Annotated in this window: 13 protein-coding genes; 4 read left to right on the forward strand and 9 right to left on the reverse strand. The window is 58.7% G+C overall.

The window, feature by feature from the left end; translation table 11 throughout:
- Window positions 1–15 precede the first annotated feature (15 nt).
- The 9 genes from bcsZ to AC1Q6D_RS27815 form a co-directional block, all read right to left on the reverse strand.
- On the reverse strand, window positions 16–1,149 hold the full coding sequence (gene bcsZ / locus AC1Q6D_RS27775; protein ID WP_103406511.1) for a cellulose synthase complex periplasmic endoglucanase BcsZ: 1,134 nt from the start codon (window positions 1,147–1,149) through the stop codon (window positions 16–18).
- Window positions 1,139–3,445 carry a cellulose biosynthesis cyclic di-GMP-binding regulatory protein BcsB gene (bcsB, locus tag AC1Q6D_RS27780; RefSeq protein WP_103406512.1) on the reverse strand — a complete coding sequence of 769 codons (2,307 nt, stop codon included), beginning with the start codon at window positions 3,443–3,445 and terminating at the stop codon, window positions 1,139–1,141. Before bcsB ends, bcsZ begins: the two co-directional genes overlap by 11 nt.
- Complete coding sequence (bcsA, locus tag AC1Q6D_RS27785; protein ID WP_103406513.1) at window positions 3,442–6,036, reverse strand: UDP-forming cellulose synthase catalytic subunit; 2,595 nt, start codon at window positions 6,034–6,036, stop codon at window positions 3,442–3,444. The genes bcsB and bcsA overlap by 4 nt, the downstream gene beginning before the upstream one ends.
- Entirely contained in the window at window positions 6,033–6,752 is a 720-nt protein-coding gene (gene bcsQ, locus AC1Q6D_RS27790; protein WP_103406514.1) for a cellulose biosynthesis protein BcsQ, read from the reverse strand. Before bcsQ ends, bcsA begins: the two co-directional genes overlap by 4 nt.
- Window positions 6,749–7,003 carry a cellulose biosynthesis protein BcsR gene (gene bcsR, locus AC1Q6D_RS27795; protein WP_090466007.1) on the reverse strand — a complete coding sequence of 85 codons (255 nt, stop codon included), beginning with the start codon at window positions 7,001–7,003 and terminating at the stop codon, window positions 6,749–6,751. Before bcsR ends, bcsQ begins: the two co-directional genes overlap by 4 nt.
- Window positions 6,973–8,616 (reverse strand): cellulose biosynthesis protein BcsG, encoded by a 1,644-nt coding sequence (gene bcsG / locus AC1Q6D_RS27800; protein ID WP_103406515.1) that lies wholly within the window; start codon window positions 8,614–8,616, stop codon window positions 6,973–6,975. The genes bcsR and bcsG overlap by 31 nt, the downstream gene beginning before the upstream one ends.
- Complete coding sequence (gene bcsF / locus AC1Q6D_RS27805) at window positions 8,609–8,803, reverse strand: cellulose biosynthesis protein BcsF (RefSeq protein ID WP_047535991.1); 195 nt, start codon at window positions 8,801–8,803, stop codon at window positions 8,609–8,611. Before bcsF ends, bcsG begins: the two co-directional genes overlap by 8 nt.
- Window positions 8,800–10,344, reverse strand: a complete 1,545-nt coding sequence (bcsE, locus tag AC1Q6D_RS27810) for a cellulose biosynthesis protein BcsE (RefSeq protein WP_103406516.1) — start codon at window positions 10,342–10,344, stop codon at window positions 8,800–8,802. Before bcsE ends, bcsF begins: the two co-directional genes overlap by 4 nt.
- Before the next feature lie 515 nt (window positions 10,345–10,859).
- Window positions 10,860–11,216: a helix-turn-helix domain-containing protein gene (locus AC1Q6D_RS27815; RefSeq protein ID WP_103406517.1), complete on the reverse strand. Its 357-nt coding sequence runs from the start codon at window positions 11,214–11,216 to the stop codon at window positions 10,860–10,862.
- 206 nt (window positions 11,217–11,422) lie between these two features.
- On the opposite strand from AC1Q6D_RS27815, the gene AC1Q6D_RS27820 reads away from it, so the two are divergent.
- From AC1Q6D_RS27820 to AC1Q6D_RS27835, 4 genes are all read left to right on the forward strand, one after another.
- A complete protein-coding gene (locus AC1Q6D_RS27820; RefSeq protein WP_103406518.1) occupies window positions 11,423–13,051 on the forward strand; it encodes a methyl-accepting chemotaxis protein in 1,629 nt (542 codons plus the stop codon).
- A gap of 95 nt (window positions 13,052–13,146) precedes the next feature.
- On the forward strand, window positions 13,147–15,696 hold the full coding sequence (locus tag AC1Q6D_RS27825; protein ID WP_103406519.1) for an EAL domain-containing protein: 2,550 nt from the start codon (window positions 13,147–13,149) through the stop codon (window positions 15,694–15,696).
- A gap of 73 nt (window positions 15,697–15,769) precedes the next feature.
- Window positions 15,770–16,690 carry a LysR family transcriptional regulator gene (locus AC1Q6D_RS27830; protein WP_047536000.1) on the forward strand — a complete coding sequence of 307 codons (921 nt, stop codon included), beginning with the start codon at window positions 15,770–15,772 and terminating at the stop codon, window positions 16,688–16,690.
- A gap of 125 nt (window positions 16,691–16,815) precedes the next feature.
- On the forward strand, window positions 16,816–18,351 hold the full coding sequence (locus tag AC1Q6D_RS27835) for an MFS transporter (protein ID WP_103406520.1): 1,536 nt from the start codon (window positions 16,816–16,818) through the stop codon (window positions 18,349–18,351).
- Window positions 18,352–18,374: the final 23 nt, after the last annotated feature.

The following is an 18,374-nucleotide window of genomic DNA, read 5'->3' on the forward strand; positions in this document are numbered from 1 at the left end:
TTTGGGGGGCTCTGTTCACTGCGTGCATGTACTCGTCCAGTTCGGTTGAAGTCGCCCATCCTTGTCGAACCGATAGCGCTGTTCGTCCCAGCCCTGGCCAAACATCAGCAGCGACTGGTTGTAATAGGCATCGGCCAATGGCGGCGATTGGCGCAGGCGTTCACGCTGGGCAGACAGTGCTGCCGCCGACGATGCATCGGCGGCCAACAACGGTAAAAGTGCCGCCGAAAACCCGACAGGCCCGGAGCCCTTGTTCTTGCCGGAGCCGGAGTCGACGTGTTCTGGCACATACCCCAGGCGGGCAGTGGCCTCAAGCATGGGTTTGAAGTGATCGAGCAAGTCGGTGCGCCCGGGGGCATCGGCCGCTAACATGCCGAGCCACAGATAGACACGAATCGCGTCGTAGCTACCCTGTGCGCCTTTCCCATCGACTGAAACAACTTTTCCGGCCTGCCACACCAACCAGTCCGGTGCGAAGCCCTTGGGGGCGCCTTCGATCAACAGGCGCCGGGAGTTTTGCGCCACTTCGGCCCAAACCGGTGCGATGAGCGCGAATCGGGACAACAATTGTGGCGGCAGATAGCTGGGGTTCAGGCGCCAGCCCTTGCCGGATTCGAAACCGACGTCCCCTGGCAGCAACATAAGGCCAAGCCCCGGCAGCTTGCGCAGGGTTTGTGCGGCGCTTCGCCACAGCATGTGATTGCCCAACGTCAGATAATCAGGCCTGCGCCACAGGCGACCGGCTTCCAGCAAGCTGTAGGCAATCCACAGATCAGCGTCGCTGGCGTTGTTGTTGTCGAGCACGCCCCATCGACCGTCCTTGTTGAGTCCCCATTCCCAGGCAGGAAGATGACGGCTGAGATCGCCGTCCGCCAGGTTGTTGCGGGTCCAGGTCAACAGCTGGTCAAAGCTTTCCCCATCGTTGGCCACCAACGCAAAAAACAGCCCGTAGCTCTGCCCTTCAGACGTGGTGATTTGCTGCGCAGAGGACGTGTCTATAACCCGCCCATCAGCGCTGATCATGTGCTGCTTGAAGTTTTCCCAGGCCGGCCAAACACACTGGCTCGCACCCTGCGCGGGCCATGCCAGGATGGGTAGAACCGCCGCAAGAAGTCGCGACCGGGCATTTTTCACCGACTTATTCTTCATAAGCCAGACGACGACGAGCGGCCCATTTCAGGATACGCCAGGTCAGGAATGCGCTGAGCAGTACGCCAGACACCGCGAGAAATGCGATCAGGATCGGGTGCTCGGACAACTTGAACCAGAGCATCAGCCACCAGGGCAGACTGCCGACGTAATAGTGGTCGCCGACCATCTGGCCCTGAACGCCACTGCTACGGATCAACACCACCGAGCCCGCGACCGCGTCCATCTTGCCGCTGTCATTGAGCGTCTCGCGCAATAACTGGAAGCCCGCATCTTCATTGGCCAACAGGGCCACAATGCTGCGTTGTTCGTGGGACGGTGACTGCATGCCGACGATTGCAGCAATCGGGCCTTTGGCTGAGACCTCGACGCGGCTGGCAACAGGACTGCCCGGGTTAGTGCTTTGTGACGAGCCCGGTCCCTGGTGGTTTGCTTTCAGCAGCCAGTCCCGGGAGCGGTCCAGCAAAACATTCATGTCCTGGTTGTCGCGCAGGTCAGGAGGGAGAGAACCGAGGATCAGCACGTCTGCATCGCGCTTCGACGCCTCTTCCCAGTTATCGCTCAACGTCAGATTGATCGCGGGCAGGCCCGAGCGTGCCGAAATTCCGGCGATCGCTTCCAGGTACGTGCTCAACTGCACAGCGCTGGACTGCGACGGCACCATCACCACGGTTTCGGAAAGATCCGCCATGCGGCTGAAGGGGAAGCCGCTGCGGGCAAACGCTGACAGATCAGGCATGGCGATGTAATGGTGATAACCCGACAAATCGATCGTCGACTGATCGTCGATGACTGCTTGAGTGTCCACCGGTAACGAGGTCTGGCAACGATCCCGCTGGGAACTGCTGGTCGTCGTGGCGAAGCTGAAATTGAACCGCAGGTTGTTGCGGTCGCCGATTTTCAGTGCCGGGACCGACAGTTTTTCATTGATGTTCGATGACTCGCTGGATAACACGGCAAGGCGCAACTCTTCGAGCCGGTCCTTACTGCTGGCCACTAACGGCAGGCTGGTGATGAACTGATTATTGAGGCTGATGTTCAGACGCGAACCGTCATTGGACGCTGGAGGCGTATAGCGGTATTTCGTTTGCAGCGGAATGCCCTGGTTGCGCCACACAAACAGATCCGGCGGCAGGTTAATGTCCAGGCTGATAGGCAATGGCTGCAGGCCGCTGGCCCGCAATTGTTCGGGATACTTGATCAGCTCGGCAAAACGAACGGCCCGGTCGGTACGCATCCAGTTCGGAGCGTCATAAGGTTGGCGTGGCTGGATCTGCTGCACCTTGTCGATAACAACCCGATCACCCCGAAACAGATCGCCACCCAGCACCAGCGCTTGCGCGGCCACGGCCAGGTCGGCCTCGTCACGGCCCAGCACCAGCAACACCTTGCCGTAGCGGTCGTTCGGGTTGTCGATCATCTGCACCACCGGCGCCTCGACCGGCGGGAACTGCTTCAGGTCACTCAGGAATGCGGGACGGTGAGTGTTGGTGGCAAACACGATGGACGCGGTGACCGGCCTGGCGGGTGTCGGTGCGGGCAGTTGATCGAACGACACCGGAAGATTCGTGCCGCGCCACGCGGCCTGGCTGCCGAAGTACGAGGCAAGAATGCCTGCCGCACGTTGCTCGCCAAGCGTCGGCGAAGCCGCAAATACCATATTCAGAACAGGCTTGTCGTAGTCGCGAGCATCGAAAAATGGCATCGGAAAATAGGCCAGATCGTTCTGGACCATCAACGCCTGCTCTTTCAGGGAAACCAGGCTGGCCCGGCTGATGTTGACCCACAGCGCGCTATTGGAAGGCTCTTCGCAAATGTCGGTGTAATGGCCGACAAACTCCAGCCTCACCCGGTTGAAGTCGCTGATCAGGCGCGGATCGAGATCGACTTGGCGGACGGTCTTTTTCCCCAATTGCTCCTTGTCGATGGTGATGACGCTCATCAACTCGTCATTGAGGTAAACCCGCAGATGCGACAGCGTTGGCAGCAGTCCCGGTGAGGGTGTGTATTCAAGCTGCAGCTTCGCATCGCTGGCGATGCGGTCGCGACGCATGGTGAATTCAAACTGATCGGTGTTATGCGTGCCCAGCAACAGACTGTCGGTCAATCGCCCCAGTTCTTCGAAGTTACGCGAAACGTCCCAGCCAGGCACGCTGCTCACTGCAGCCGAATCTGACGCTGGCGTCGTAACCGGTGGCTGCACCTTGGCGGTTTGCTCCTTGATGGGCTGCGCCTGGGCACAACTCATTGCCAGCGACAGCAGGCTTACCAGCGTGAAATTGAAATAGCGACTCATGGGGCGCATACCGATCGAGATGTAGAAGAAAAGGGGGCGGCTTTGGCGAAGCGCGGTGCATAGCTGATCAGCCAAGCGAGCAGACGCATGACCGGGCGGGCCAGGGACCGTGTCCAGGCAGGCAAATATTGATACAGGCGGTAGTAGCCACTGGCACCCAGACGCAGGACGTCGATGAAGCTATGCAGCGGCCGGTCTGGTTCGAAGTTTTCGTTCCAGTTCAACCAGGCATCGGCACGGGAAAACGTGCATTGCACGTAATCGATTTTCTGTTCCGACGACAGCTCGTTCAGGGCGATGGCAATGAAGTTCTTGTGGCTGCGGCTGATGATGCCGGAGAACAGAAATTCGCGTTCGCCGCGCTGCATCATCAGGAAAACCCGCTCACCGATGGGCAGGGAAAGCTCAACGTCCAGCTCGACGCCGGTACCACTTTCGGAGTAATCCACCAGCATGCAGGGATAGAATCGCCCGTTTTGCAGACGCACCGCCGCCGGCAATTTGGCCTGCACACGATGGGACTTGCGCACCTGGTGAACCTCTGCGGCAACGGCCACCGCAGCGCCCACGATCAGCAAGTTGTAAATGACCCACAGACTGCTGACCAGCGTGGTCCCGATTTCAGTGCCCGGCCCGTAAATCAGACGCCATACCGCAAAACCCAGGCCAACGATGTTCAGCAGCGCCAACACCAGATACGGCTTGGCGATCCCCCAGTCGAACTGGTCCTCAGCCATCAAGCCGCCTTTGGCGGTCACGTTGAACTTGCCTTTCTTGGGGTTGAACAGGGCAACGGTGGTCGGCCGAGCGATGTACCAGGCGAGTACGGTTTCATAGACCTCTCCCCAGAACGTCAAACGGTATTCTCCCTGCATGCGTGAGTTGGTCAGGCTCGCATGAACCATGTGCGGGATCACATACAGAATGATCATCAAGGCCGGCGCATAGATGATGTAGGCGTGCAACAGCAGGAACGCCAAAGGCGCGGTCAGGAACACCAGGCGCGGCAGGCCTGCGAGGAAGTGCAGCATGGCGTTGGCGTAGCAAATGCGTTGAAAGAACGTCAGGCCTTTGCCCAGCAACGGGTTGTCCGTGCGGAAAATCTGCGCCATGCCCCGAGCCCAGCGAATCCGCTGACCGATATGTGCGGACAGGCTTTCAGTGGCCAGCCCCGCCGCCTGGGGAATGCGCACATAAGCCGAGTTCCAGCCCTTGCGGTGCAGGCGCAGTGCGGTATGGGCATCTTCGGTAACGGTTTCCACGGCAAAGCCACCGATGTCATCGAGCGCCGAACGTCGGAGCACGGCACAGGAGCCACAGAAAAATGCGGCGTTCCACATGTCGTTGCCGTCCTGTACCAGGCCGTAAAACAGCTCGCCTTCATTGGGCTGGTGCCGAAAGGTATCGAGGTTGCGCTCGAAAGGGTCTGGCGACAGGAAGTGATGCGGCGTCTGCACCAGCGCCAGCTTGGGGTCGCGCAGGAACCAGCCCACCGTGAGTTGCAGGAATGAACGCACTGGCACGTGATCGCAGTCGAAAATGGCCACCAGCTCTCCATCGAGCTGCTTCAAGGCTTGATTGAGGTTGCCTGCCTTGGCATGCCTGTTGTCGCTACGAGTGATGTAGTTCACCCCGGCCTGTTCAGCGAACACGCGGAATTCTTCGCGGTTGCCATCGTCGAGTATCGAAATACGCAGCTTTTCGCGGGGCCAGTCGATACCGAGGGCGGCATACACGGTGCCGCGTACGATGGACAGGTCTTCGTTGTACGTCGCGATCAACAGATCGACCGTAGGCCATAGCTCTGTATCACGAGGCAGTTGTGCCGGTGGGCGGTTCAACGGCCAGCAGGTCTGTATGTAACCGAACACCAGTACCAGCCAGGAGTACGTTTCGGCAATCAGCAATAACACGCCGCAGGCCAGATCCAGCGGACTGTCCCAGTTCAGGGTCGCGGTGTAGCGCCACCACAGGTAACGACAAGAGACGATGAGCGACAGCATGATCAGCAGCAGCGTCGGAAACCGGCCCGGCACGCGACGGATCACCATGGCGACCACCCACAGCAAAATCACGAAAACCGATTGCGATAAGTAGTTGAAGGGCTCGGTGATGCACACCACCAAGAGGATCAACGCGACAGCGGCGCAGCTGTAATTCAGCCAATGTTGCTGGCGAGGACGAAGGTTGCGCCACCACTGGGCACCATCCAGTACGGCTTTGTTCTCGCTGGCGTGCTCCGGCAGGCCACTTAGAAAAACACCGATACGACTCCAGAGACGGTGGTTGGACTCGCCAACGCGATGCATCCATTGCGGTGCAGCGCGCCGCCGGGCTTGCGGCCAGGGACGGAACACCAGTAACCACAGGCTTTGCAGGGCAATGCGCAAAGGGTCACCGACACTTGGGACTTTGCTGGCCAGGTGCGGATACCAGCGCTGGCGCTGCTCGATCAGACGCTGCCAGGCCGGCGACTCCAGGCGCAGGAACAGCCAGGCCAACGCGGTGCACGACGCCAGCAGCAAAGCCGTCAACGGGTGGCAGTCGTAGCGCCGGCGCAGGTACAGGTAAGGAAACCAATGCGTGATCATGTCACCTCTCGGCGTCTTGCCAGACACCAGGTCGCCAGGCTCAGCGCATCTAGCGCAGCAAGGCTTTCCGGTGCGTATCGCCCCACTGGTTGCTTGAACGCGAGCGCTTCACGCATGGCTTCATCTGCATGCACGGTCAGGGGCAAGAGACGAGCGGCATAGAATTTACGCCAGATGAGTAACAGATCGCGTTGCAGCTGGCTGCCCGGATCAAAGCGGTTCACCAGGACGGGATTGCTGCCCGCCTGCTGCAACAGCAGCACATGGCAGGCGGCATCGGCCTCGGCTATCTGGATCGGGAGCAGGCAGGGGCCGATGGTGCCGTGCCCTGGCAAGCGTTGCGGTATGTCGAATAGCAGCCAGTCAAAGTGGGCCGCCAGACTCGCCTGGCGCCGTGCCCAGATCTGCGGGTCATGGATCAGTTGCTGCTCAATGCTCATGGACTCATCGGCACTCAGGCGACCATAAGGCAAAAGCTGCAGGGTCGGCGTCAGGCTCCAGGCCTGCTTGTGCCATTGCTGGCCATCGAGCATCGCCCGCGCCCAACCCGACTCCCCGCTATCCAGCAGATTGAAATGCAGTCGCAGCAGGTTTTCCGGGCACATGTCGATCATCAGTACCCGCTCACCGAGGCTTTCCAGGGCATAACCGAGTGCGGCTACCAACGAAGTGGTACCGACGCCTCCACGTACCCCGCAGATACTCAGTGCTGTCACTTAAGCGCTCCGACCTTGCCCGGTTGTACGGGCTGGGCAACCGGTGATGGCGGCTGATTGCCAGTGATTGCGAAATCAGCCAGCAACGGCCAGCGCTTGAGCGCGCGGCTTAATTCCAGCAATGCCGAGACATCGACGTATTCCAGGCTCGGCAAGTGCAGCTCGGCTTTAAGCCGGGCAATATCATCGGCTCGCTCGTAGCGCGAGAGCGTCTGGTTCTTTACTTGAGATTTTGCGGGTAAGGAAGCCAAGCTCCTTTCTCCTTGATCCGAACGTAAGGCTTGCCCGCGTAATCGAGGACAACGGTACCCGCGTTTTCCGAGACCACCGGGGTTTGCGGCAGATCGGCCAGCAATGCCTGCCAGTCCGGGCCCAGGCCATCGCCTTGGGGCGGCGCGGCGTACAGGCGCGAGATAATTTCCGACAGCGCCAGATAACTGCTCGGTGCGGTGACGAGAATCGGCTCCGATCGCGTGTTCTTGCCCATGCCGACCAACTTGATGCCGACCGGCACGTGGGTAATCGACGAACTCGGGATTTCCCGCATTCCGGATATCTGCATGCGGTCACCGTGCAAGGCCGCACCATGCTCAGGCACGATCACCACCGCCACCCGGCGTCCGCTTTTCTCCAGGTCTTTAAGGAAAGTGCTCAGGTCATCGATCAATGCTTGGGCGCGGGGCTTGTACTCGGCGCTCTTCGTGCCGCCATCGAGGGTCAGGCTGCGGTTGCCGTCATGCAGCGTCGTGGTGTTATAGAAGAGCGCCACCCTGGAATCACTTTGCGCCTCTCGGTGCTGCCACCATTTGTTCAGTACGTCACGATCACGCCAGATTGACGAACCATCGAAACCCACCAGGGCACGTTGCAGACTGGAGACACTGACTTCCGGCGCTGGCAATGAGCCTTGGGCACGCACTTCGTCGATAAAACCTTCGAACTGGCCGGTGTGGTTGAGCATGACTTCGCTGTTGAAGCCCAGCTTGCGCAGGTCATCCATCAACAGGCATTGCTCGGGTGCCACGTCATAAAGCTTGCTGTGCGGCTGCTGGCCGCAACTGGCGCGCAGCAGCCGAATGGCGGCCGGTCCGCTGTAGGAAGTGGCCGAGTTGAAGTTCTCGAACACAATGTCCATCTGCTGCAGCAAGCTGTTGTTACGCAAACCCACAGCGTCCAGATCATCCCAGGCCATTGAACATATATTGATCAGCAGCAGATCGAATGGCTGAGCAGCCGACTGTGATGGCTGGAATACAACCTGCCGACCGGCCTCGGTGTTGTAGAAATTTTGCAAATAAGTGTCGAGTGTCGCGTTGTCCGGCTCGGCGCTGACAATCGGTGCGCCACCGGTACTGGGCGCTTGCGTAGTGCTCTGCTGTACCGGCGCATGCATTGCCATCAACCCTGCTCCGCCCAGCCAGGCGAAACCGGCCAGGGTCAAGGTGGTCAGGCGCAGCCACTGACGCACGAAGAAATATGCCACCACCAACAGCAGCAATGCGCCGCACAGGTTCGGGTCAATGAAACGGCCGGCCAGGTCGAGCAGATAATCGCCGCTGAAATTCAGCACGCCTGGCTGGTCCAGTAACCTGCTGAAGGGTGGCAGCCAGGTGTCCTGATAGAACAACGCTACAGCGGGTGGTATGGCAATCAACGTGCGCAGCAGCGCCAGGTATCGATTGCGCAGCGGCACCAGCAATACAGCGGCGAAAACCAGGTTCGGCAGGATCTGCAGGTTCAGGTAGCCGCCCCAGAACATCGCCAGCTTAATCAGAAAATACAGGTTCCACAGCCCCAGGCCCGGCCAGCTCCAGTCGCTTTGTACGGCTGTCCTGTCCACGTCGAATCGCTCGGGACTATTCATGTGCGTCACGCTCAACAGGCGACACGGACTTGCGCCGACGCACCCCGCGCGGCTGCAGATAACGCGGTGACAAATACTGCTGAAGCAGCCGATTGAAGCGCTGCAAAAGACTGCGTAGCGCCAGCATAAACGCGACGGTCATCAGGCAGCTTGCCGCGATAACCTGGAGCAGTTGGGCGTAATTCATGGGCACGGCTCCGACAACGGCAGCGTAATGCGTTGCGGCGCGTAACCGCTCTGGGTGATGGCGTGAGTCAAATCAGCGGTTACCTGTCCGGTGGCCAGGCGTGAAGCTTCAGGCATCTCGGGGGCATCGACAAAATCCTGACGCGGCAACGCGTCCACGCCGGACAGGACCTTGCACTCGCTGAAAATGTCCCTCCATGGCAGGCGGCAGATATTGCCCAGTGCCGGCTCCAGTCCGTCGCCACGGCAAGCGAACAGAAACAGATAAAACACTCCGTTGAGTGCGCAGGCGACATCGCCGAAGCGGCGCAAGGTGATCTGACTCAAGTATTGGTCGATGTTCAGGTCGCCTCTGGGGCGCAACCGCAGCAATTGATGAGCAAGCTCGCCCGAAGTGCCACCGTAAATGTCATCCAGCAGGTCGATAAATTCACGTGGCGGCAACAATCCGCGTCGCGCCGGAGGACGCAGTCGTGCAAACAATGACTGGATATCGGCGGTCTGACGATAACGCCAGATCTGTCCCTGGGCGCTTTCCACCATGCTGAGGAAGTTCGCCAGTGTGGTTTTGGCAGGCACGATCAGGTTAGCCCCGCAAGTCAGCAATAGACGCTCGTCGCGGTAGCGCAGGCAAGACTCCATTTCCCGCACGATGATCTTCAACGCGGCACCACATTGCTCGCGTAATCCGTGTAATTGCCGAGCCAGCGGTTCCACATCCTGGTTGCTTTCCAGCGTCACGATCACGCAGGCGGCGCGCGCGCGGGCAGCCTGCTGCAGGAGATCGGCACGATGTTCAAAAAGGCGCCATTGCTCAGACAACGGGGCCGATCCCTCAAGGGCGGATCGCTGGGTCAGGTAGATACGCTGGTCGTCGGTGCGGATTTGCGAGGGGCTGGATAGCTGCGAATCGCTCAAGGAAAAACCGATGTCGGTCACTTCCAGGTCAAATGTTTGCGCGGCGCAAACACCCAAGTCACTGTGCCAAAAGTTCAGTTGGTAGTGAATTGCACCATCTTGGCGATACAGTTGCGCCAAACCGGAAAGTTGTTCATTAAGACGTGAAAAGCATTCATGCAATAACGGCGATTGACCGCTGCAAAGCACTAAAAGTGTGCAGTTAATACTTAACAACCATTGTCGGGTATTTTCACACCAATGCTGTAACTGTTCAGTGCCGAGATTATCCAGAGAGTCCGAATTGACCATCAACAGCAGATAACTGCCGCGTGCGATCTTGATTCGTTTCAAGTCCGAGGTCAGGGTGGTGAAGGCTTTGCGAGCAGAGGCATCGTGAGGCATGGAAAACATGCGCAGCGCAGAAGGGCCGCTGTCTGCAGCCAAGGTCTCGACAATTGTCCGAGGGTCGGTGCCGCTGCATATCAGCGTGGCGATATGTGCTTCGGATAAGGCTGACAGAAACTGCTGAGCAAGAATTTCTGCATCGCTCGCACGGTCCAGGGCGATCCAATACAAGCCGCCCTTGCGAAGCGACATTTGCTCATCCTGTAGATGCCGGATGGCTAACGTGACATGACCCACAGCCTTCTACTCCACTCATCCGAACTGCACGAGAAACACTCAACTCGAATGGTTAAGTATCGGAAAAATTTGACGGCTGCTAATTAAGAGACAAAGAGTATCCAGACATCGCTGTCGGTGGTGATGCTCGTCTCAATAAGATCATGAAAAAACACTCATCAATCAACTAAGCCAGAGAAATCTACCACCGTGCCATGCACATATAGCCGTTTTTAAGCGGGCGAATGATGTGATATCAAACTGACGGTGTCAATATTTCGTAACAAAGTGCTAGAGTTTCGAAATGGGAGGTGAAGTCGTGTCATTTTATTGGCGCCTTTAAACGGTTGGTGAAAATGGGTGGCTGGCGGCAAGCGACATCCATGAGCCAATGGCCATGGGCGGTGGTGGTTCTGATCGGGTCACGGGTGGAGAGCCTGGTGTTGGATTTGCTTGAGCGTGTGGCAGAGAAGCGTTGGGGGGGCAGCGGTGGAGTCACAACCTCGGGCGAGGTTCTGTCATCCGTCGGGGGGCAATCACAGCTGTTGAACGGACCCTTTGGCTTTCAAAACTTTGACGATTTCAGCCACGAAATTGACAACCATCACTCGCTCACCGACCGGCAAGCTAGCAATCAGCTCATTGATGTTCTGGGAGTGGCTATGGGCGTCCGTGGCATTTGTGCGCACCAGATCGCTGAGCGAGCAATCAAGCACCTCGGACATTTGCTGCAGTCGTTGCAGGGTCAGTGAGATCACGCCATTTTCCATCCGGCTGACGGTCTCCTTTTCCACGCCTATGGCTTCGGCGATTTGGGCTTGAGTCAGACCCTTCGCCTTGCGGCGCGCGGCGATAGCGGCACCCACTTGGCCTGCGACTTTACGTTCCTTCATGTTCTTAACCTCTTGCGTCAACACCCTCGTCGTTATGCGACATTTTCCGGCCTTACTACGTTCAAGCGAATGATGTTATAAGACTAAGGTATTGATGGATTACGTCATTGTTTGTTTGATTCAGGTCAAAATCGGCCGATAGCATGGGAGTAATCTAATCGTCGGCTTTGGCCGGTTACTGCTGATGCAACTGGGAACTGTCCAAGATGCTGACTCATTTGAAGATCCGAACAGGAATGTTCTGGGTGCTTGCGCTTTTCGTCTGTGCACTGCTGATTTCGTCGTTGACAAGCTGGCGCAGTGCATCGAGTAGTGATGAACAGATCCAGACTTTGAATGAGGTGGGGGTGACCCAGAACAGCCGGGTTCACCTGGCTTATCTGCGCCTGTTGCGCGCACGGGTCGGGATGGCGGGCGCTTTCCTTGAAGCGCGCATGGGCGACACGGTCAAAGCCCAAACCAGCCTGCAACGGTCTACGATCCTGTTCAAGGAGGCCATTGATTTCTTCGAAGCGTTTGCGGCGCAAGAAAAAAGCAGCGGTTCGACCCTTCAGAGCGATGAATTACAGCAGGCTTTCGCAGCCTATCGCAGCACGCTGGAGGAGCAGACGCAGGCGCTGAATGAAGGGACAGAGGCTCGCTACGTTGAAGTCAATCTCAAGGCGAGAGCGGCCAACGACCGGTTTGACCAGGCTCTGCAAGGCTTCGAACAACAGCTCGATACTCAGATCGCTTCAATCATGGTTCAGGCACATTCACGCTACAACCTGGCCCAGGTTCAAGCGTTGATCCTGTTGATGATTGCCGCCTTGCTGGTGGCCGGTTGCTGGTGGTTTATCGCCAGCCGCTTGTTGCGTCCTCTACGCGAAGCCGGGGAGCATTTCGATGAAATCGCCTCCGGGGATCTGCGTCGTTCGATCACTGTGCAATCGAGCAACGAAATCGGTCAGTTGTTCTCGGGCTTGCAGAAAATGCAGGTCAGCCAGCGCCAGACCATTGAGCAGATCAGTCAATACGCCCATCAATTGGCCAGCTCCGCCGAGCAGTTGAGACAGGTGACGGTGGAAAGTAATCACGGCCTGCATCAACAACACAATGAGCTTGAGCAAGCGGCCACCGCCGTGACTGAAATGACTGCCGCGGTGGAAGAGGTTGCGAGAAACGCGGTGTCCACGTCAGAGGCTTCCAACGCCACCAACGAGTTGGCGGGCCAGAGTCGGCGCCAAGTGCAGGCGACCGTCGAAGAGGTGGATGCCATGAGTCGGGAGATCAGCACCAGTTCCGCGCTGGTCCAGGATCTGGCCACTCAGACTCGTGACATCGGCAAGGTGCTGGAGGTCATTCGCAGTATTTCCGACCAGACCAATCTGCTGGCGCTCAACGCGGCCATTGAAGCTGCGCGGGCCGGTGAAGCGGGGCGTGGATTTGCCGTGGTGGCAGACGAGGTTCGAACGCTGGCTTATCGCACCCAGGAGTCGACACGGGAAATCGAGCAGATGATTGCCGGAATCCAGGCCGGCACGCACCAGGCGGTTGATGCCATGGGCGCCAGCACGTTGAGAGCCAGTAGCACGTTGCAGGCGACGGAAGCGGCGGGCAAGGCACTGGAAGAGATTTTTGTTGCTGTCCACCAGATCACCGAACGCAATCTGGTCATTGCCAGCGCCACTGAAGAGCAGGCCAAAGTCGCCCATGAAGTGGATCGCAATCTGTTGAATATTCGTGAGTTGTCTACACGGGCGGCCGACGGTGCGCATCAGACGAGTTCAGCCAGTGGCGAATTGTCCCGTCTGGCCTCCGAGCTGAGTGCGATGGTCCGCCACTTCAAGACCTGATGCCCGGGGAAATGGAAAAGCAGGCCGCGTCGAGCATTGTTAGTACAGCGAATTTAGCCTGGAATGTTAAATCGTAGTTAGCGGATCACTGCCATATGTCGGATGTTCAGGATTTTTCGCAGGTCTTTACCCAGGCACTAGAGCAAAGTATCGATGGCGTTGTGGTTATCGACAGCCAGAATCGGGTCATTGTGTTCAACGATGCCGCTGAAAGCCTATGGGGCTATACCCGCGATCAAGTCATGGGCAAGAACGTCAACTTCCTGGTGCCACAACTGATCCAGGCTAGCCACGATAGTTACATCGAAGCCAATCGTCGCAGCGGTATCAACAAAATTGTCGGCACCAGCCGTGACGTGCTGATCGAGCGCCAGGACGGCGACTACCGCTGGGGGGCCATGTCCATCTCCAGGGTCAGCGCTGCAGGGCAACAGTTTTATGCCGCGATCATCAGGGACATTACCCGACATCATAAGGAACACGAACGCCTGCAACTGTTGTCGCTCGTCGTCGACACTTCGGAAAATGCCATCATCATCACCGATGCCCAATGGCGCATTGTGTATACCAACGGTGGGTTTTCCCGCATGTTCGGGCACGCCACCGATGAGGTCTACGGACAACCACTCGACAGCGTGATTGCGCCGGACTTCGATCAGCACGTCAAAGTCGCCATGCAAGAGCAGGTGATGTCGGGGGAGATTTATCATTCGCAGGCGGTCGCCTACCCCCGTGAAGGCCGCCGGGTGTGGTGCAATGTCACGATTTACCCGGTCTGTGATGCGCAGGGTCATTTGATCAATACCGTCAGCGTAATGATTGACGTGACCCACTCTCGGATGCCGGAGATTCTGCGCAATAAAATGCTCGAAGCCATGGTGCGGGAGGAGTCCATAGAGTCCTTGATGGCCCTTGTTTGTAAAGAGGTCCAGAGGATCGCGCCGGAGGTGATTGCCTCGATCTTGAGCGTGGATGACGACGGATTGCTGCGCACCCTGGCGTCTCCTGATCTGCCAGAAAGCTACAGTGCGGCGCTGGATGCAGTGGCTATCGGGGCTGGGGTAGGTTCTTGCGGCGCGGCGGCGTTCAGCGGCCAAGCGGTGATGGTCCGCGATATTGCCTCTCATCCGTTCTGGGTCGGTTTTCGCGACCTCGCATTGCCTCTCGGGCTCAGGGCTTGCTGGTCGACGCCTATAAAGTCCAGTTCAGGCAGGGTTTTGGGTACTTTTGCGTTCTACTATCGCTCGCCCCGCGAGCCGTCACTGCTGCATGAGCAATTGGTCAATGCCAGTATTTACCTGTGTGCACTGGCGCTTGAGCGTGAGCAGTCCCGCGCTCACATCCAACAGCTGGCGTTTTATGACGATTTGACCGGTTTGCCAAATCGCAATCAGCTTCATGTCCGTGCCAATCAAGCCATTGCCGATGCCTCCCGCAACGGCACGCCGCTTACGGTCCTCTTTATCGATCTGGATCGCTTCAAGCAGGTCAATGATTCATTGGGGCATCCTGCGGGTGACGAGTTTCTTCGAGTGATCGCCCGGCGCCTGACCAAGTATCGTCGCAAAGTCGACATCGTCAGCAGGTTGTCGGGTGATGAGTTTGTCGTCGTGTTGCCCCAGTGCGCATTGAGCCAGGCGCAGGTGGTGATCGAGTACTTGAGGGAAGAACTGAGTGCACCCTGCCAGATTTCGGGCGTGACGCTCAAGCCGTCGGCCAGTATCGGTGTCAGCCTTTTTCCCGACGATGGCCGCTCCATGGAAACACTGCTGCATCGCGCCGACATGGCCATGTATCAGGCAAAGACAAGTGGGCGGGGTTGTGTCAGCTTCTTCAGTCAAGGCCTGGACCAGTTGGCGCGCGGGCGATTGAGGCTTGAAACGGCGTTGCGCGAAGCCATTGATCAGCAACTGTTGCATCTGGTCTACCAGCCCCAGATCAATCTGCAAGACAACGCACTTTATGGGGTAGAAGCGCTGGCGCGTTGGAAACATCCGCAGCTGGGCGACATCTCACCCGGGTGCTTTATACCGTTGGCCGAAGAGTGTGGGCTGATTGTTGAGTTCGGGCAGTGGGCACTGCGTGAGGCTTGCGGTCAATTGGCTGCCTGGCGGCGCGAAGGGCTGAGCGTGCCAGCCATATCGGTCAATCTGTCGCCGACCAATTTTCACAATCGCCAATTGCCCGACATTCTGACCCGAATCCTTTCCGAACAGCGGTTGACGGTTAACGACCTGACGCTGGAAATAACCGAAAACGTCTTGATGGACAGCAATCCAGACACCTTGACCACGATCAACGAGGTCCATGCCCTGGGAATACGCTTGGCCATGGATGATTTCGGTACAGGTTATTCGAGCCTCAGTTACCTGCGTCGCATACCGCTCCAGGAGCTCAAGCTCGACCGTAGCTTCGTGCACGATCTGGAGAATGACACCACCAGCCAGGCGCTGAGCGAAGCGGTGATTCGCATTGGCGAGAGTCTCAAGCTGAGCGTGGTGGCCGAAGGTATCGAAACCCTGGGCCAGCAGCGCATTCTGAAGGAACAAGGTTATGAGGTCGCCCAGGGTTATCTGATTTCCAGGCCACTCTCGGCTCGTGGATTGGGGCTGTGGCTGGAAGATCGTTCGTACTGTGAGGCGTGATGAACGGCGCCGTCTGGTAGAGAACTGCTAGCATTGTGTTTGAGTCAGTTCTGACCAGACATGAGTGCTTGCCATGCAACTACCCGACATGAACCTGCTGGTCGCCCTTGACGCCCTGCTCGACGAGGGCAGTGTGGTCGGCGCGGCGCGGCGGATGAACCTCAGTCCCGCGGCCATGAGCCGTACATTGACCCGCGTGCGTGAAGCCATGGGCGACCCGATCCTGGTGCGCGCCGGTCGTGGTCTGGTGCCGACACCCAAGGCGCTGGAATTGCGCGGGCAGGTGCGTGACGTGGTGGACCAGGCGGCGTTGCTGTTTCGCTCGGCCGATGGGGTGGAGCTGGGCTCTTTGCGGCGGCGTTTCAACATTCGCGCCAACGACTTCTTCGTGGGCGTTTACGGTGGCCGGTTATTCGACACGCTGGATCGTCAGGCGCCCCACTGCGAATTGCGTTTCGTCCCCGAGGGCGATGGCGACGATGAAGCGCTGCGTGAAGGACGCATCGATCTGAACGTCAGCAATACCCGGCCGCTAACCCCGGAAGTGAAGGTGCAGAACCTGTTCTCCACTCACTTTGTCGGGTTGGTGCGTGAGGATCATCCGTTGTTCGACGCGGAAATCACCCCCGAGCGGTACGCCGGGTTCTCTCACATCAGCATGTCCCGTCGGGGGATCGCCCGCGGGCCAATCGACGCGGCGCTCAATGCCCTGGGGCTGGAACGACGGGTGGCCGTGATTGCGCCGAGTTTTCATGCGGCGATGTTTGCGCTGCCGGACTCGGATCTCATTTTGCCCGTGCCCAAGGAAGCCTTGTTAAGCGTGCAGCGCCTGGGCTTGAAGCTGCGCTCGTTCACCTTGCCGATCCCGCTACCGACCTTGATGCTGACCCAGGCCTGGCATCCGCGATTCGACAAGGACCCGGCTCACCGCTGGCTGCGTGAAACCCTGAAAACCTGTTGCGAAGAAACGTGGCAGGCCGCAAACCAGGCCTGAGACGAGCTCGCCCCGCCCAGACGCATTGCTGCATAAAACGCACTTATAAGCTGCCAATAAGTCAATTTTCGTCAGGTCATGCGCTTCATAGAATGCTCCGCAGGTTTATTCCGGAGCTCGCAGTAATGACATCCCTCACGGCCACGGCACCTCTCGCTGCGACCCAACCCGCAATTGCCACGCCGCCAGTTTTCGGCCTGCGAATCATCATCGGCCTGGTAGGCGTGTTGCTGGCGGTGCTGGTGTCGGGCCTGAACGAGATGGTGACCAAGGTGGCCCTGGCGGATATTCGCGGTGCCTTGGCCATAGGCTACGACGAGGGCACCTGGTTGGTCGCCAGTTATGCCGCGACCTCGGTGGCCGCGGCGGCGTTCGCGCCGTGGTGCGCGGTCACGTACTCGCTGCGCCGCTTCACCCTCTGCGCCATTGGCGCGTTCACTCTGCTGGGCGTGCTCTGCCCACTGGCGCCGAACTACGAAAGCCTGCTGATCCTGCGCACCTTGCAAGGCCTGGCCGGTGGTGCATTGCCGCCGATGTTGATGACCGTCGCGCTGCGATTTTTGCCTCCCAACGTCAAGCTGTATGGCCTGGCCGGTTATGCACTGACGGCGACCTTCGGCCCGGGACTGGGCACACCGCTGGCCGGGCTCTGGACCGAGTATGTCGGCTGGCAATGGACCTTCTGGCAGGTCGTCGTGCCCTGCCTGATTGCCATGGCCGCCGTGGCCTATGGCATTCCCCAGGACCCGCTGCGGCTGGAGCGTTTCAAACAGTTCAACTGGCGTGGTTTGCTGCTGGGGTTTCCGGCGATCTGCATGCTGGTGGTCGGTATCCTGCAGGGCAATCGCCTGGACTGGTTCGAGTCGAACCTGATCAGCGGACTGCTCGTGGGTGGGGTGCTGCTGTTGGTGGCGTTTCTGATCAACGAATGGTCGCAGCCGATTCCGTTTTTCAAGATGCAGATGCTCGGCATCCGCAACCTCTCATTCGCCCTGATGACCCTGGCCGGGGTGCTGGTCGTGCTGCTGGCGGTGATCATTATTCCTTCCAGCTACCTGGCTCAAGTCCAGGGTTATCGCCCGGTGCAGACGGCGCCGGTCACCTTGGTTGCGGCACTGCCGCAGTTGATCGCGCTGCCGTTGGTGGCGGCGCTGTGCAACCTGCGCTGGGTCGATTGTCGCTGGGTGTTGGGGATCGGCCTGAGCATGCTGATGCTGTCCTGCCTCGGGGGCTCACAGCTGACGTCGGCGTGGATTCGCGACGATTTCTATGCGCTGCAATGGTTGCAAATCTTCGGTCAGCCGATGGCGGTGCTGCCGCTGCTGATGCTGGCGACCGGCAGTATCAATCCGATGGACGGACCGTTCGCGTCGTCCTGGTTCAACACCGTGAAAGGGCTGTCGGCGGTGATTGCCACCGGCGTGTTGGAAACCCTGACCACCGCGCGTCTGCACTTTCACTCGACGATGCTGGTGGATCGCCTGGGCAATTCACCCCTGGTCGACGCTGACAGCGCAGGCCTTGCGCACCGGTTGCACGAGCAGGCCGTGGTGTTGACCGCCGCGGACCTGTACCTGTGCATGGCCGGTATCGCCGTGGCGCTGATCCTGCTGATTTTCTGGTTACCGACTCGGGTCTTTCCGCCGCGGGCGGCGACTTGAACGCCTCACTGAAACAGAAGGTT

This window comes from Pseudomonas sp. MT92 (assembly GCF_058792515.1).